The following is a 14,864-nucleotide window of genomic DNA, read 5'->3' as shown; positions in this document are numbered from 1 at the left end:
AAGACGCCTGCCGGTGTGAACCACCCCACCGCGGTTCTGCGTTTATCGAGGTCGCTGCGTGCGGTGCGCGGCTTGCACGTCGGCGTTGGCCAGGGTTTGTGCTTGAGCGGCCAGCGTCGATGCGCGATTGGCGTCGGCAAGGGCTTCGGCGGCATTGCTTGTTTCCGTGCTGTGGGCCGACGCGAGGGCCCGCTTCGTCTCGTCGAGTCGTCCTCGCGCGTCGGCGCCGACGCTTGCGTGATGTCTCGTTATGTAGTCGGAGATTTGGCGGACCCTGGCCTCGGCCGTTCCTAGAGCCGGGCCCAAAGAATCCACGCGTCCGCCGATTTCGCTCTGCCCGCCGTTGGGGCCTGGCTGCGGTGCGGCGTGCTTGCGGCGGCGGCGCGCGCGAAGGAGCAACAGCACCAGCAGGATAACGATCACGATGACGACGAAGATGACGGCCACGGCGATCACGATCGGCAGCCAGTTCCGCTTTGGTGAGCTTGGTGCGCTCGTCGGTTTGTCGAGTCCGGTAGCCGCGGCGACGGCGGCGCCGCTCCAGTCCTTGACGCCCACTGCCGGCTCAATCTTGTTGCTCTGCAGGCTGCTTAGTTGGGCGGCGGTGAGGCCGGGGACCTTCGGCGGGACGCTCAACGCGTACTTTTTGGTGTTGGTGGCCACGGCCAGCAGGACGTCGTTGTCCCCCATCGCGCTGGCGCTGCGGGTTTTGTCGGCCCAGCTGTCAGGCTGGTACCTGTTGAAGTTGTCGACATAGACCACCCACAGTTGGATGTGCCTGTCTTGGTAGAGCCGGTCGATCGCCGAGTTGATCGCCGCCTTATTGGAGGTCGTCAACACCGCGCTGTTGTCGGTGAGGTGATCCAAGAGCTTGGACGGCGGTTGCGCGCCGGCGGGGGTTGCCAGCAGCAACGCGCCCGTGAGGATCGTCAGGACTACACCGAAGAGGCGAACAATCCGCATACCGGCAATCTAGTCCGCTTGCGGCCGAGGCTCGAACCGCTAGGTGTGGACTTTCCAGCCCGCCAGTGGGGTGGGAGCCGCCACGGCCTTGGGGTCGCTGAACTCGATGTAGAAGTCGCCCTGCTTCACGGTGCTGGCGTAGGCGATATAGCCGTGAGCGGTTTGGCCGTTGGTGACGGTGCCCGAGCGCAGGGGCGGCGTCTTATTGATCGCCTGATAGCTGACCGCCGAAGAGCCGCCCTCGGTGTCCCGGTACGGGTCCTGCTTCCACGGGGTGGAAGCGGCGGTTATATAGGTCTCGCTGTAGCTGAACGGTGTGTCGGATTTGCCGACGATGGTGAGCTCGATGACGTTGCAGCCGGTCCCTCCGGCGCAGGACGAGACCCAGTTCGCGTTGTTGAGCGTGACATCGGCGGTCGCGGTGCTGTACTCCGTGACGTGGATGCTGGTGCCGGATTTTCCGGTGGGGAACGGCGCCTGCGTCGTCGTCGGATCGGCGTTACCGTGGGGCGCCGTTGCGCACGCGGTGATCGCCAGCGATGCCGCGAGCGCTGCGCTTGTGCGAGTACGTGTGGCCACCCGCAGACGATAGCGCGCGACGCACGACCTCAGGCGATCTGGGCGACCGCTTGTTCGAAGCACTGGTTATAGGCAAGGTAGACGGCCTTTTTGCCGGTCGAATCGAGAAACTCCTGGAATGCCTTGAACTCATGGTTCTCGGCGCCCGGGTAGTTATAGAACTCGTCAAAGACGATCACCGTGCCCGGCACGATGTTGTCGGCCAGCTGGTCGAAGATGTCCTTCGCGGACGCATAGATATCGCAATCGACATGTAAGAACGCGATCGGCGTGGATTTCAGAACCTCTTCTTTGAACCGCGGGAGGGTCTCGTGGAACATGCCCTTCACCAGCGCCACGTTGTGCAGCACCGGCGGCATCCACCCCTCGACGTTGACCCGAAAAGTCCCTTCCGGCACGGTGATATCGGTGCGAGCCCATTGCTCGGGCAGCCCGTCGAAGGAATCGAATCCCCAGATGCGTTGCTCGGGGTTGAGCGCGGCGATGAAGTTGATGGTCTTGCCGGTGCACACGCCCATCTCGATGTAGGCGCCTCGCAGCGTGACGTGGTCGGAGCCGAACTTGAGCACCGCCGCATCGGTGTTCAGCGCCTCCGCATCGCCGAAGTGCTCGGCCACCACCTTGCGGGCGGCCGGCGAATCCCGATAGTCCTTGTCCTTCGGGTAAAAATTCATAATCTGATGCCCGGTGTGCCATTCCTCGCTGACGGTGGGCATCTTCACCAATCGGGCCCAGTCGAACCCGGTGCTCTGCGCATACTCCGATGTCATCGACGGCGACCGCGCTAATCCGTCCGCCGGTACCACGTGACGAAGAAGATGATCATCGCCACCACCAGCGCTATCAGCGCCCAGAGCACCAAGGCTTGGTCAATCCAGGCGCCCGTCGGAGGCGAACCGGGCAGGAAGTTGCGGATGGGGATGATGGCGAACAGGACCGCGGCAAACCACGTGACGAACGGCGGCAAGAAGGCCCGCTTACCGGTCAGCATCAAAATGGCGACGGTCACCGCCAGGGTAGGCAGGGCGAAAAGAACCAGGCAGATCCCCAGGTCGAAAATCAGCGGGCCCTTGGCTCTGTGCAGCGAGATGACCACGCTGTCGCCCTTGTCCGAATCTTGGCTGGCTTCGCCGACGCGCCTGACGCTCACGTCCCAGCCGTCCAAGGCTCCGGCTACCTCGACACGAGCGGGTATGTATTTGCGATCGTCCCCCGACCCGACCAGTACGTCCGCGGACAGGGTGTCGGTGGAGTAGGAGTCGAACGGCCAGTTGTTGGGATTGCCGTGCGCCTCGATGGTGGTGGCGACTTGCGCCGGCGACTTACCGGCCGGGTAAAGCAGGTCGCCCAGGTCGTTAGCGGGATCCATCCGCACTGCGGTGTCGGTTTTCAGCACCTCGAGGCGTTTGTCGAACATCGAGTCCTGCGGGATCACAAGCACTTTCACCGTGAGGCGATTCGCGACGGTCTTGAGCTCGTCCAGGCGAACGAGGACAACGGTGTCGTCGGTCGAATTCAGGTCCGCTTTGAGTGGGGCCGAGGAATCGGCCAGCAAATGGAAACCGAACAGCGAGCCAACGTAGATGATTAGGAAGGCCAGCAGAAGGGCGAAGCCGATCAGCTTGCCCTTCTTACGCGGCCTGGGCGGCGACGGCTCGGCGGGCGGCGCGGGCGCGTCAATGGTCATTGATCACCACCAAGTATGAGAGACCGAGGAGCTTGGGACCGAGCGTTGAATTTGTAGGGCAACCTGTTTTTAGCAACCCTGATCGTAGTGAACCGTTGCCGACTGCGCGACCGAATGCCAGGAACGAGCAAACCTATCTCCGGCGGCCGCCGCAGGGACATTGAATGCGTATCCGACGAAATTGGATCGCCCGCCTTGATGCCCTGTTGGACGCGTCCAATCCGTCGACCGCGACGATCGCCGAGAGCGCCCTTCCTGCCGCAAAACGGCGGTTATGATGCCGCCATCGCGACACGACAGGAGCCGTCCATGTCCAAAGAGCATCAGCGTGTGGTCGACCCGCGAGCACACCAGGCTGAGCCGGACGTCGGGCGGCCGTTGCGGGTAGGCATTCCGCTGCAGGTCGGGTTGCGGGCGGTGTTGATTGCCTTCATCGTGGCGACGTTGCTATGGGAGCCGCCGACCCGGCACCACTTGATCTGCATGGACGTTGTCGCGGTGTACGTGGTCGCGATCGGATGCTGGACCACGTGGGCGCTGCGACGCCGGGAGCCCACGACGGTGTCCACCAGGACCATGGTGACGCTGCTCGTGCTGACCGCCGACGTCACCGTGGTGTCCGTCCTGTCGGTACTCACCGGCGCGACGTCACCGCAGGCGTGGACGTCGGACGTGATGAGGAATGGTTTCTTTCTGATCCCGTTGATCGCGGCGGCGCAGCTGGATCCCATCATCAGTGGGGCGGTCGCGATTCCGACGTTGTCCGTGTTCACGCTGACGTGCTGGATCACCAGGACGTCCAACGGGGAGCCCTGGGCGTCGATTCTGTTGAGCTCGCTCATCTTGGCCGCGCTGGCCGGCGGCTCCGTCGTCTTGTCCCTGATCCAGCGGTCCCGGGTGGAAATGATCACGGACTTGGCGCGGCAGCGAAGCCAGCTGCTAGAGGAGCTGCTACTGGTGGAAAAGCGTGAGCGGCAGGCAATTTCGGAACGTCTGCACGATGGCGCTCTTCAGTATATTTTGGTTGCGCGCCAGGACCTCGAGGATGCGCGGGAGGGCTCGGCCGATGCCGCCGAGCGTGTGGCGTCGGCGCTCCTCGAATGTTCAGGCCTGCTGCGCGATGTGGTCCGTGAACTTCATCCGGACGTGCTGCTGCGGCTGGGGTTGAAATCGGCGCTCTCCACACTCGCGGACAGCCTTGGTGCCCGCGCGGGGCTCACAGTGAGTTTTGACGCGAGCAGTTGGCCCGATGATCTGCGCACCGAGGCCGATGACGTGCTGTACAACGCGGCGCGTGAGGCGTCGACGAACGTCATCAAACATGCGCATGCGCAACATGTTTGGATCGATTTGCAACAATGCGACGGGTCGGTGTCGCTACGTGTTGCCGACGACGGCGTGGGCATCTCGGCGGCGACGATCGCGCGCAAGGCGGACGAGGGTCACATCGGAATGGCGTCCATGCGAGCGCGAGTGCTCGCGTCCGGGGGCCACTTCGACGTGCGCGCGACGTCGCCCGGAACCGAACTCGCCATCTCCATACCGCTACGACCCGTACGTCAACTCGTCGCGGCGTAGGCGGCTCAACTAGGCGGGGTCGACGAAGACCGGCTGCTCCCCCGACATTCCGGCCACCACGGCGGCAAGTTGATTCGGCTTCCCGATCAGGCCGGCCTGCAGCTCGGATTCGCGCACCAGGGCGGCAGCAGCGTCGTCACTGACCCACGTCTCGTCGTAGAGGCGCTTGGCGGCCCGGACGGCGTCGGGAGATTTCTGCGCTACTTCTTCGGCGAGTTCCAGCGCCGAGGCCAGCGGATCGTCACTTGTTCGAGTCACCAGTCCCAGCGCCAAAGCGTCCGTCCCAGAGACGATTCGGCCGCTGAACGTCAGCTCCTTCGCAACGTCGATACGTACCAGTCGCGGAAGCGTCTGCGTGATGCCCATGTCGGGAACAAGGCCCCACTTGACCTCCATGATGGACAGCTTCGCCTCCGGCGCGGCGATCCGGATATCGGCGCCCAGGGCAATCTGCAGACCGCCGCCGAAGCAATTCCCATGAATCGCGGCGATGACGGGTGCCGGCACCAAGGACCAGTCGTAGGCCACGCGCTGAGCGAAATTGGCCAGCCGGTCGCCGTCGCGTTCCAGCAAGACGCCGGTGCCGCCCTGGCCGGACATGAAGCTGGCGACGTCGAGCCCTGAGCAGAAACTCTTCCCCTCGCCGTGCAGCACGACCGCGCGAACCGAGGAGTCGTTCGCCAGTTGCGCGGCGGCGCCGGTCAACGACTCGAACATTGCTTGGTCGAGCGCGTTGTGCTTGTCGCTGCGCACCATCGTCACGATCGCGACGCCGCTGGGACCTACCTGTACACGAACTCTTTCTTCGCTCATTCGTGGCAACTTACCGGGGCGTCGAACTGGACAATCGGGGTCATCTACCAAGCGTCTCACCGATGGGCTTGAGGCTTTCGGTGATGGGCGGCACGGTGACGGTCACGGTGAGTTCGCCGACGACGTCAGTGCCTTTCTCAGCGATTAAGCCAGTTGCGTTCAGCCGACCGGTACCGCGATGGTCTTCGTCTCGAGAAACTCCGCGAGTCCGGCCGCGCCCATTTCCCGGCCGATACCCGACTGCTTGTATCCACCGAATGGCGCGTCCGGAGCGAACCACACTCCGCCGTTGACGCCGACGGTCCCGGTCCGTATGCGCCGCGCCACCGCCATCGCGCGGTCGGTGTCGGCGCCATACACACCGCCGGACAGACCGAAGATGGAGTTGTTCGCGATCCGCACCGCGTCGTCGTCGTCGTCGAACGCGATGACCGCGAGCACCGGCCCGAACAATTCGTCCTGCGCGACCTCGCTGTCGGGGTCGACATTGGTGAGCAATGTCGGAGCGTAGAAGAACCCTGGCCCGTCGATCGAATGTCCACCCATTGCGAGCTGAGCACCCGCCTCGATCGCGCGCTGGACCATGCCGTCGACTTTTTCCCGTTGCGCTTGGCTGATGAGGGGTCCCATGTAGTTGCCGGGCTCAGTTGGATTGCCCACCTTGACATTCGAGAGGTGAGCCTTGACCCTTTCGACGATCTCGTCGTGGCGGGAGCGAGGGACCAGCAGCCGGGAGGTGATTGCGCACCCCTGCCCGGCGTGGGAGCAGATGCTCATCGCGGCGATGAGCGCGGGCATCTCGATGTCGGCGTCGTCGAGCAGGATCAGCGCCGATTTCCCGCCGAGTTCGAGGAACACTCGCTTCACGGTCGGACTGGCCGCGGCCATGATCTGCCGACCTACCGGCGTCGAGCCGGTGAAGGTGATCATGTCGACATCGGGATGAGTAGTCAGCACCTCACCGACGGCGACCTCGGATGAGGTGATCACATTGACCACTCCGGCCGGCATGTCAGTTTCCGCGGCGATGAGTTCTCCCAAGGCAACCGCGAGAAGTGGAGTCTGCGGCGCACCCTTGAGGACCACCGTGCAGCCTGCCGCCAGCGCCGGAGCGAGCTTGGCGAGCGCCAACTGCATCGGGTAGTTGTAAGCGACGATCGCGGAAACCACGCCAGCGGGCTCCCGTTCGACTGAACGGCGGTGCATCGCTCCGCGTGACTCGTGCTCTCCGAGGTCCTCGGTGAACGCAAACTTCTCAGCCAGTTCGGCGTAGTAGCCGAGCACGGAGATCGGGTCGTCGAGGGCCGGCCCGGCGACCAGCATCGGTGTGTGACCGCACTCGGCGATGGTCAACTGGCCTAACTCCTCGCGGTGGCGCTGGAGCGCCTCGTGAAGTTGGCGCAAACACTGGACCCGCTTGGCCACATTCGTGGACCAGTCGGTGTCGTCGAATGCATGCCGCGCCGCTCGGATCGCGCTCTCGGCGTGCTCGACCGTCGCGTCGGGGGCCTCTTCGATGACACTTCCGGTTGCTGGGTTGATGGAGGGGTAATGCCGACCCGGATCCACCAGCTGGCCGTCAATAAGCAACCGTCTCAAGACTTTTCCCATCCGACCTGGCACGCCAACCATCGCCGCGCCACATCATGCTCCGATATGACGGCACAAGTGTGTCGCGAATTGTTTCGATTCGTCAAGCTTTGGTTCCGCGGCCCTTCGATGCACGGCGTGCTGCTGCTTTGCGGCCACTCCTTTGCTGTGGCTTCTCGCCGGCGCGTAGCGCCGCGGTGACCAATGTGTGCAGCCAGCGTTGCACGCGGACTGCGTCGGCGGGAGCCAGGTTCCAGTCTCTGAGCAGGATTTCGTATGAGGCGACGCTCCAAAGGACGTCCAGAGCTGCGGCCGCGGTCGCTCGATCGGTGTCAGCCCAGTCCGGAACCTCGGAGTCGACAGCTGACCTCAGCGCATTCAGACGGTCCGCGTCGAGCGCGGGGAACTGCGCAGGCACCACGGCCCACGGCGTCACGGCGAACTTTGCTACAGCCGAGTACACCCGGCCGGTCACCTCGGGCAGACGGTCGAGTGTGAGCCCCTGATAGCTGACTCCTTCCTCCTCCACGAGCTGATCGGCCAGGGCAGCGTGCAGTACGGCCTCCGAGGCGAAGTGCCGGTAGACCGTCCGGCGGCTGACGCCTGCCTGGTCCGCGACGGCCTGGATTGTCACGCTTCCCCAATCCCAGCTGGGCAGCTCCCGAACCAACTCGGCGGCGCCGGCGATAATTCGCGCACGGCTCTCCGCAGCGCGAAGCCGCCGAACCGGACTGTCATACCGGCGGCGCGACATATCCACGCCCTCGTCCATCTGTGCATCGTAGGCCTCGGCGCTTTCAGATTCATTGACCGGCGACGTCTCGGTGTTACAGTGCCGAATGGTCGAAACGCAGCAACAAATGGCAATCGATCCGACCGAGTTGCGGGGACTGCTCGACCGGCACGCGATCACAGAACAGATCTACCGCTATTGCCGTGCGGTGGATCGGCTCGATATTCCGTTGGGGCACTCGGTGTTTCACGAGGACGCGACCGCGGACTACGGGGAGACGCTCTATCAGGGCGACGGCCGCGGCGTCATCGATTTCATCTGCGCCTCGCATCTGCTGACCCTCAACCATTCGCATCAGGTCAGCAACACCATCGTCACTCTCGACGGCGACCACGCGGGCAGCGAAACCTATTTCCATTCCGCGACACGAATGATGCAGGAAGACAACGTCATTCAGGTCCGAGTCTGGGGCCGGTACCTCGACGAGTGGTCGCGGCGAAATAGCCAGTGGCGCATCGACAAACGCCTGACGTTGTTCGACTTCGACGAGGTCCGGGAAGTCACCGAGATGGCCAGCCGCCCCGCCATCCGCGACCGCACCGATCCGTCTTACGCCGTGCTGAAAGGCTTGTGATTTATCGGGACGCCCGTATCGGCACGTTGGCGTAGCCGTTGACGTTGGTCATCGCGACGCGCCGGACCTGGTCCGCGTCGACTTCAAACCAGGGCAGCAGGTCAAGCAAGTAGTCGAGAGCGATCTTGCTTTCCATCCGCGCCAACGCCGCGCCAAGACAGCTGTGAATGCCATACCCGAATCCGAGGTTCTGCGCTTGCGCGCGGTCTCGGTTGATATCGAAGGTGTCGGGATCGGTAAAGGCGCGTTCGTCGCGGTTCGCGGAGGCCGGAAGAAGCATCACCGGCTGATGGGCCGGAATCGTGACGCCGTGCAGCTCAACCTCTTTCAGGCTGTAGCGACAGTCGTACTGAACCGGGCCGTCGAAACGCAGCACCTCCTCGACGGCGGCCGGGATCTGGGAACGGTCGGCGCGAAGTTGTTCCCATTGATCTCGGTCCCGCGAAAACAGCATCATCGCGCTGCCCATCAGCTTGGTGACCGTCTCTGCGCCCGCGCCGCCGAGCAGAATGCAAAAGCCGACGATCTCGTGGTCATCCAGTGTCGTTGCGGTGCCGTCGTCGCGGTCCACCTCGGCAGCGATGAGCGCGCTGATCATGTCGTCGTGGGGTTCGGCGCGGCGCTGCTGCACGACGTTGTAGTACATCAGGCCGTGTTCGGCCATCGCCTGCTTGCCGGCCTCGCTCATGCCTGAGCTACCCGCTTCGCGCCCCAAAATCAGGTCTTGGAAATGCCTGACCGCCTGGCGGTCCTCTTCTGGCAGGCCGAGCATCGTGGCGATCACCTCGACGGGGAAGTACGCGGAGAAGTCGGCCACCGCATCGAACGAGTCGGGATCGAGACGCGAGAAATACCGCTCGATCGTTGCGCGCACCATGGGCTCCAAGGACATGACGGCTCGCGGAGTGAAAACCTTGTTGACCAAGCCACGCATGCGGCGATGCGCCGGCGGGTCCAGGAATTGGACCAACGTTTCGCTGATGACGTCGCCGCTCGAGACCTGGTCCAACGTGACGCCGCGAGCCGACGAATACGTCTCGAAATCCTTGAATGCCGCCGCGACGTCTTCGTGCCGGCTCAACGCATAAAAGTTGAGATCCTCGCTGCGGAACACCGGCGCTTCATCACGCAGCCGCCGGTAGATCGGGTACGGGTCATTGAAGAACTCAGCAGAGAACGGATCGAACGCCACGGTCGAGGTGCTCACCGACACATCATGTCCTACGCGGTCACCTGGGCGATAGGGGCGGATGAGGGTGGCGTATCCCGCTGCCCCAACCGACTTCCCAACCATCGCTGTCATCAAAGCCGTCGGCATAAGCGATGGGTAGCATCCCTTCAACTTCGACGAGTTGCATCAGATCTGCGAACCACGAGACATACTCAGGGTCGTCGGAGGTCGGTGCATTTTCGGGCAGCGTTTCCATAATGAGGTCGGCAACCGTCTGGGGACTCACGGTCACCGTCACCTTGCCGCCGGCGAACTGCTTCAATGCACCTGTCGAATAGTGAATGGCGGCATCGGGATTGACGACGCCCAGATTGTTGGCAGTCATGATCGCCACCCGCCAATGAAGTCCCGAAGCACTCATCCCGGGAAGAGCGCGCACCCTGTGGTAGCCCCGATCGTGCACGGCTCGGACCCCTTGCAAGATCCGGATCGCCGTTGAGACCGTTATCCGCGTAAGCAATTCCGTGTGTGCCGTCGGGTCATAAGCCACCAGTCTGACTTCGTCGACCTGCGTATCGGCCGCGGCAAGGGTGTCGATTGCCGCGCGGACGGCGTCGCGTAGCGGCCAACGGTAGACGCCGGCACTGATGAGCGGGAACGCGATACTGCGGGCGCCGAGTTCGTCGGCAACTTCCGTCGCACGCCGATAGCAGGACTCCAGTAGCGAGCGGTCACGCTGCCCAGCGGCATAGTTCGGCCCGACCGTGTGAACGACCCACCGAGCGGGCAGGTCACCCGCGGTCGTCCATCCGGCGTCGCCCGTGGCCAACCCACTCGGGAACCTCTCGACGCAATCGCGGAGGATCGCTGGCCCACCGGCACGATGGATGGCGCCATCGACGCCGCCACCTCCGCGCATTGCGTTGTTCGCGGCATTGACACGACATCGACATCTTGCTTCGTTATGTCACCAAGGACGGCCGAGATGTCTGGCATACCGCCAGTAAATCACCGCCACTTGCGGACGGCCGCTATCGCGGTCTTAAGTCCGGGGCGGCGCCCCGGCTCTAATTCGTCGAACATCCGCTCACTGCGCGTTTCCGGTGCATTGTCGGCGGTGTCGCGCAGATACCTATCCGGCAGCGACAGTTTGGCGATGGTGCGCCACGTCTTGCCGTACTGCATCAGGAAAGGGCCTGTGGTGTAAGGCAAGTCATACTTGTCGCACAACGCGCGCACCCGCACCGAAACCTCGTGCAGCCGATTGCTCGGCAGATCGGGAAACAGGTGGTGTTCGATCTGATGGCACAGGTTGCCGCTCATGAACCGCAGCGCGGGCCCGGCGTCGAAGTTAGCGCTACCCAGCATCTGGCGCAGGTACCACTCGCCCTTCGACTCGCCGACCATGTCGGTCTTAGTGAATTTCTCTGCGCCATCGGGGAAATGGCCGCAGAAGATCACCGCATTGGCCCAGACATTGCGGATGGCGTTGGCCACGGCGTTGGCCTTCACTGTTGATTTGTAGCTGGCCTTTGGCGACAGCGAGGTGAGCGCCGAGAACGCGATGTAGTCCTTGAACAGCTGTCGTCCGGCCTTAGTGGTGAACTCGCGCGTCCGCTGACGAACGATGTCGCCTTCCGGCCCGTCGTCGAAATACTTCTCCAAATCGACTGTCTGCAAGCCGATTCCCCACTCGAACCCGAGGGCGAGCAGCGCGTTGTACAGCACGTTGCCGATGTTGTAGCGCTGCCAGGGTTGGTCACGGGTGACGCGCAGGATGAAATAGCCGACGTCGTCGTCCATGCCGAGGATGTTGGTGTACTTGTGGTGCCGAACGTTGTGAGCGGAAACCCAGTGTTTCGACGCCGCACCCATGTCCCACTCCCACGTCGAGGAGTGGATCTCGGGATCGTTCATCCAATTCCACTGACCGTGCATGACGTTGTGGCCGATCTCCATGTTCTCGACGATCTTGGCCACGCTCAACGTCGCGGTTCCCGCCCACCACGCCCAGCGCTTCGAGCTGCCAGCCAGCAGGAGCCGACCGGCCACTTCGAGGGCGCGCTGCGCACCGATCGTGCGGCGGATGTAGCGGGCATCGCGCTCCCCCAGCGAATCCTCGACGTCCTGGCGGATCGCGTCTAACTCGACGCCTAGGTGCTCGATGTCGGCGTCAGTTAAGTGCGCGAACGCCGGTACATCAGTAATCGCCATGGTTTCCTCCCCCCGTGTTGGCATCGCCGCAGCGCCGCCGCGAGACCACTCCACTTGATCGCTTAACGCGGCTAACGGTTCCGTGGTTCCGTCTGGCCGACAGACTTACGTGATGCACAGGTCCGCAGGTGAGCGCGCCTAGGCTTGCAGCAGAGCCACAGGCGTGACCAGGAGAGTCTCGTATTCGTCGCCAGCGGCACATGGATTTCTTTTTCAGCACCACGGTAAGTTCGCCAACGACGTCAGTGCCTTCCTCAGAAATTGAACCCTGCAAACCATGTAATCAGGCATCTCATTGACGGACCTTGTGTTTCCGGAATGGAATGCCGTCAAACGCTTTCGGTGATCAGCAAGTCGATATCACCATCGCTGACTTTGACGCTAACGCAGGATAGATCGGTCACGACGACGTCGGCGTCCGCAAGTTCGGCGGCGCGGTGAGTAGTCGTGACGGCGAGCACTTGCGCCCCCGCGGCTCGGCCGGCGCCGACGCCCGCGGGGGCGTCCTCCACCACCAGACACTCGTGCGCCTCGACGCCCAACGCGGCAGCCGCTTTGAGGTAGCTCTCGGGGTTTGGCTTGCCGTTTGATACATCTTCTGCGCCGATCAGCAACTTCGGAGCTGGAAGCCCCGCTGCCGCTAGACGAGCAGCCATCAACGAGCGTGGCCCGGATGTCACGGCGGCCCAGAGACTATGAGGCAGCGCATCAAGCAGTCGGCGTGCTCCGGGTAGCTCCAGGACTCCATCGAAATCAGCCAACTCTTGCAGAGCGAGTTGCCGAGCCGTCGCTGCGACTAGGTCGTGGGGTCCGACGAATCGCGCGACAGTATCCTCGGTCCGCCTGCCATGACAGACCTTGAGCACCTCTTCGTAATCGACGCCGTATTCCTTGGCCCAGGTACGCCAGGACTGTTCGACTGTGGCGGTTGAGTCGATCAAGGTGCCGTCGATGTCGAACAAGATCCGCTTGCCGCGCAGCACCGCCATGGACTGCAACCGTAGTGGGGGTAGGACCCGCACATCGAGGATGCGCCCTACGAAACACGGGCTCCCGCGGCCCTCACTTGACATCAGCGCCGTGCATGCGGCGCCAGGGTTTCTCGGCGGGAGCGGCCGGTCTCGGTTTGCGCCTGACGTTTGGTGGCCGGCGACAGCACGTCGAACCGGTTGGGTCGTCTGCGGGGAAAACCGCACGTCAAGTCCCCTCGTCCAGACACCGTCAAGGAGATCGGTTGCGCCCCTTCGCCACCGTGAACAGCGTTGCTACTACCCGGCTTTAGCACCGTTGTACAGGCGAATGGAACTAAATGAAGCGACTTGGTCGGACATCTTCCATTTGCATTGTCCTGATATCATGCATTCAATCAACTGCGTAGTGCCCCTGCCTGCCGCTACCCAACGACGCCGCGTCAGGTGTCTTCAGCATGGGCGACGAAAGGATTCTTGGTGTCAACAGCCACCAAACGAGCTCAATACGATTTGATTTATGAGACTTTGCAGCATGGAACAGCGGCTCTGAACTTCACAATGTCGCTATTTGAGAGAAGTTATAAATCTCATTTTCCTGACCGCATTCACGAAGTAAACGTTCTTTTAGAAAATGCGTGGAAGTATTTGCTGGCAACCGTCGATGGGCGCGAACTATATCAAGTGTGTACGGAGGTGCATCAGCAATTCTTCACGTCCGAAGGATTCGGATCATGGTTCAGCGAGGGCTACTCGACGTATAAGTCACAGCGCAAGCCTATCCAAGACTTCAACAACCTCGCCGGCGCCATTGCAGGCAGCAAAGTACTCGACTTCGGCAGTGGCCGTGGTCATTTAGCTGCACTGATCGCCCGCGCCGGCTTTGACTGCTACACCACCGACGTCATGGACTACCGCGGCCCGGAGGCGGGCGCTCTGCCGTTTCGGCAGATGGCTTCACCTATTGATGTCCCCTATGCGGACGACATGTTCGACAGTGCGATCGTCAAGACCGTCCTCCATCACGTTGATGAACCCGATCTGATTCCCCTGTTAATCAATTTGCGTCGTGTTGCACGGCGGTTGATTATCGAGGAGGACACCTACGCCGTGCCCGCAGCGTCACTTGGAGCCGCAGCGGGACAGATCGAGCTAGCCGAATTAAATAAACTGACCGCGAGTGAACAATTTCAGACGCTCATACTCATTGATTTTTTTGGCAACTCGGTCGCTCAAGGCCTTGTCGATATGAATTTTGGATTCCAGTTCAAGCGCATTAGCGAGTGGCATTCGCTATTTGATAGCCTCGGCTTCCGTATCGTGGACACAGAAATCGCGGGCTTCCGTCCCGGCAATATTCACAAATGCTGCCAGGTTCGCTTCGTTGTCGACCGCAAGGAGTAGGTTTCCGGCACGACATCTGGCGGGGCACCTAGCTCTTCGGTCACCTGCGCACCGACGTTCATCTGCCTGGCGGTCCTCTTCTGGCAGGCCGAGCATCGTGGCGATCACCTCGACGGGGAAATACGCGGAGAAGTCGGCCACCACATCGAACGAGTCGGGATCGAGACGCGAGAAATACCGCTCGATCGTTGCGCGCACCATGGGCTCCAAGGACATGACGGCTCGCGGAGTGAAAACCTTGTTGACCAAGCCACGCATGCGGCGATGCGCCGGCGGGTCCAGGAATTGAACCAACGTTTCGCTGATGACCTCGCCGCTCGAGACCTGGTCCAACGTGACGCCGCGAGCCGACGAATACGTCTCGAAATCCTTGAATGCCGCCGCGACGTCTTCGTGCCGGCTCAACGCATAGAAGTGGAGATCCTCGCTGCGATAGACCGGCGCTTCATCACGCAGCCGCCGGTAGATCGGGTACGGGTCATTGAAGAACTCAGCAGAGAACGGATCGAACGCACCGTCGAGGTGGCCAT

General features: G+C 62.5%; 14 protein-coding genes and 1 pseudogene. 3 read left to right on the top strand and 12 right to left on the bottom strand.

The features are described from left to right. Positions 1-42: 42 nt before the first annotated feature. Genes MRAB57_RS19440 through MRAB57_RS19425 form a run of 4 tightly spaced genes read right to left on the bottom strand, consistent with a single transcriptional unit; the run spans position 43 to position 3,229 of the window. Positions 43-963: a TPM domain-containing protein gene (locus MRAB57_RS19440; RefSeq protein ID WP_077088790.1), complete on the bottom strand. Its 921-nt coding sequence runs from the start codon at positions 961-963 to the stop codon at positions 43-45. Between the two features lie 39 nt (positions 964-1,002). Then, entirely contained in the window at positions 1,003-1,542 is a 540-nt protein-coding gene (locus MRAB57_RS19435; protein ID WP_077088789.1) for a hypothetical protein, read from the bottom strand. A gap of 29 nt (positions 1,543-1,571) precedes the next feature. Further along, complete coding sequence (locus MRAB57_RS19430) at positions 1,572-2,312, bottom strand: TylF/MycF/NovP-related O-methyltransferase (RefSeq protein ID WP_077088788.1); 741 nt, start codon at positions 2,310-2,312, stop codon at positions 1,572-1,574. 14 nt (positions 2,313-2,326) lie between these two features. Next, positions 2,327-3,229 carry a DUF4436 domain-containing protein gene (locus tag MRAB57_RS19425; protein ID WP_077088787.1) on the bottom strand — a complete coding sequence of 301 codons (903 nt, stop codon included), beginning with the start codon at positions 3,227-3,229 and terminating at the stop codon, positions 2,327-2,329. 309 nt (positions 3,230-3,538) lie between these two features. Here MRAB57_RS19425 and MRAB57_RS19420 point away from each other — a divergent pair, with 309 nt between their 5' ends. After that, complete coding sequence (locus MRAB57_RS19420; RefSeq protein WP_077088786.1) at positions 3,539-4,807, top strand: sensor histidine kinase; 1,269 nt, start codon at positions 3,539-3,541, stop codon at positions 4,805-4,807. A gap of 9 nt (positions 4,808-4,816) precedes the next feature. On the opposite strand, the gene MRAB57_RS19415 is transcribed toward MRAB57_RS19420, so the two are convergent. The 3 genes from MRAB57_RS19415 to MRAB57_RS19405 all read right to left on the bottom strand — a co-directional run bounded on the left by MRAB57_RS19415 (position 4,817) and on the right by MRAB57_RS19405 (position 7,982). After that, on the bottom strand, positions 4,817-5,620 hold the full coding sequence (locus tag MRAB57_RS19415) for a crotonase/enoyl-CoA hydratase family protein (protein WP_077088785.1): 804 nt from the start codon (positions 5,618-5,620) through the stop codon (positions 4,817-4,819). Between the two features lie 159 nt (positions 5,621-5,779). After that, positions 5,780-7,252 (bottom strand): aldehyde dehydrogenase family protein, encoded by a 1,473-nt coding sequence (locus MRAB57_RS19410; protein ID WP_216823748.1) that lies wholly within the window; start codon positions 7,250-7,252, stop codon positions 5,780-5,782. A gap of 61 nt (positions 7,253-7,313) precedes the next feature. Continuing rightward, on the bottom strand, positions 7,314-7,982 hold the full coding sequence (locus MRAB57_RS19405) for a TetR/AcrR family transcriptional regulator (RefSeq protein WP_077088784.1): 669 nt from the start codon (positions 7,980-7,982) through the stop codon (positions 7,314-7,316). An 88-nt stretch (positions 7,983-8,070) separates the two neighbouring features. On the opposite strand from MRAB57_RS19405, the gene MRAB57_RS19400 reads away from it, so the two are divergent. After that, entirely contained in the window at positions 8,071-8,577 is a 507-nt protein-coding gene (locus MRAB57_RS19400) for a nuclear transport factor 2 family protein (RefSeq protein WP_108638108.1), read from the top strand. Position 8,578: 1 nt separating this feature from the next. Here the strand turns inward: MRAB57_RS19400 and MRAB57_RS19395 are convergent, their stop codons facing one another. From MRAB57_RS19395 to MRAB57_RS19380, 4 genes are all read right to left on the bottom strand, one after another. After that, the gene (locus tag MRAB57_RS19395; RefSeq protein WP_077090702.1) at positions 8,579-9,784 is read right to left on the bottom strand and encodes a cytochrome P450; all 1,206 of its coding nucleotides are present in this window, start codon (positions 9,782-9,784) and stop codon (positions 8,579-8,581) included. Between the two features lie 22 nt (positions 9,785-9,806). Beyond that, positions 9,807-10,667 carry a macro domain-containing protein gene (locus tag MRAB57_RS29675; RefSeq protein WP_425436765.1) on the bottom strand — a complete coding sequence of 287 codons (861 nt, stop codon included), beginning with the start codon at positions 10,665-10,667 and terminating at the stop codon, positions 9,807-9,809. Between the two features lie 89 nt (positions 10,668-10,756). After that, positions 10,757-11,962, bottom strand: a complete 1,206-nt coding sequence (locus MRAB57_RS19385; protein WP_077088782.1) for a fatty acid desaturase family protein — start codon at positions 11,960-11,962, stop codon at positions 10,757-10,759. A gap of 329 nt (positions 11,963-12,291) precedes the next feature. After that, positions 12,292-12,951, bottom strand: a complete 660-nt coding sequence (locus tag MRAB57_RS19380) for an HAD-IA family hydrolase (protein ID WP_077088781.1) — start codon at positions 12,949-12,951, stop codon at positions 12,292-12,294. A 459-nt stretch (positions 12,952-13,410) separates the two neighbouring features. Between MRAB57_RS19380 and MRAB57_RS19375 the strand changes: the two genes are divergently transcribed. Further along, positions 13,411-14,334, top strand: a complete 924-nt coding sequence (locus MRAB57_RS19375) for a class I SAM-dependent methyltransferase (protein WP_157900635.1) — start codon at positions 13,411-13,413, stop codon at positions 14,332-14,334. Positions 14,335-14,400: 66 nt separating this feature from the next. On the opposite strand, the pseudogene MRAB57_RS28635 reads toward MRAB57_RS19375, so the two are convergent. Beyond that, positions 14,401-14,802: pseudogene (locus MRAB57_RS28635) on the bottom strand (cytochrome P450); the annotation flags it as partial. Positions 14,803-14,864 lie beyond the last annotated feature (62 nt).

It is taken from the genome of Mycobacterium rhizamassiliense (genome assembly GCF_900157375.1).
In the GTDB taxonomy this organism is placed as follows: Bacteria; Actinomycetota; Actinomycetes; order Mycobacteriales; family Mycobacteriaceae; genus Mycobacterium; species Mycobacterium rhizamassiliense.
The sequence above is the reverse complement of the archived record's forward strand: the minus strand, read 5'-3'. Positions and strand labels throughout refer to the sequence as shown.

Bases quoted from the DNA above. Each gene is read 5' to 3' on its own strand.
- MRAB57_RS19420 (WP_077088786.1), top strand. From the start codon at position 3,539: ATGTCCAAAGAGCATCAGCGTGTGGTCGACCCGCGAGCACACCAGGCT.
- MRAB57_RS19405 (WP_077088784.1), bottom strand. From the start codon at position 7,982: ATGGACGAGGGCGTGGATATGTCGCGCCGCCGGTATGACAGTCCGGTT.
- MRAB57_RS19440 (WP_077088790.1), bottom strand. From the start codon at position 963: ATGCGGATTGTTCGCCTCTTCGGTGTAGTCCTGACGATCCTCACGGGC.
- MRAB57_RS19415 (WP_077088785.1), bottom strand. From the start codon at position 5,620: ATGAGCGAAGAAAGAGTTCGTGTACAGGTAGGTCCCAGCGGCGTCGCG.
- MRAB57_RS19380 (WP_077088781.1), bottom strand. From the start codon at position 12,951: ATGGCGGTGCTGCGCGGCAAGCGGATCTTGTTCGACATCGACGGCACC.
- MRAB57_RS19410 (WP_216823748.1), bottom strand. From the start codon at position 7,252: ATGGTTGGCGTGCCAGGTCGGATGGGAAAAGTCTTGAGACGGTTGCTT.
- MRAB57_RS19425 (WP_077088787.1), bottom strand. From the start codon at position 3,229: ATGACCATTGACGCGCCCGCGCCGCCCGCCGAGCCGTCGCCGCCCAGG.
- MRAB57_RS19400 (WP_108638108.1), top strand. From the start codon at position 8,071: ATGGCAATCGATCCGACCGAGTTGCGGGGACTGCTCGACCGGCACGCG.
- MRAB57_RS19430 (WP_077088788.1), bottom strand. From the start codon at position 2,312: ATGACATCGGAGTATGCGCAGAGCACCGGGTTCGACTGGGCCCGATTG.
- MRAB57_RS29675 (WP_425436765.1), bottom strand. From the start codon at position 10,667: ATGCGCGGAGGTGGCGGCGTCGATGGCGCCATCCATCGTGCCGGTGGG.
- MRAB57_RS19385 (WP_077088782.1), bottom strand. From the start codon at position 11,962: ATGGCGATTACTGATGTACCGGCGTTCGCGCACTTAACTGACGCCGAC.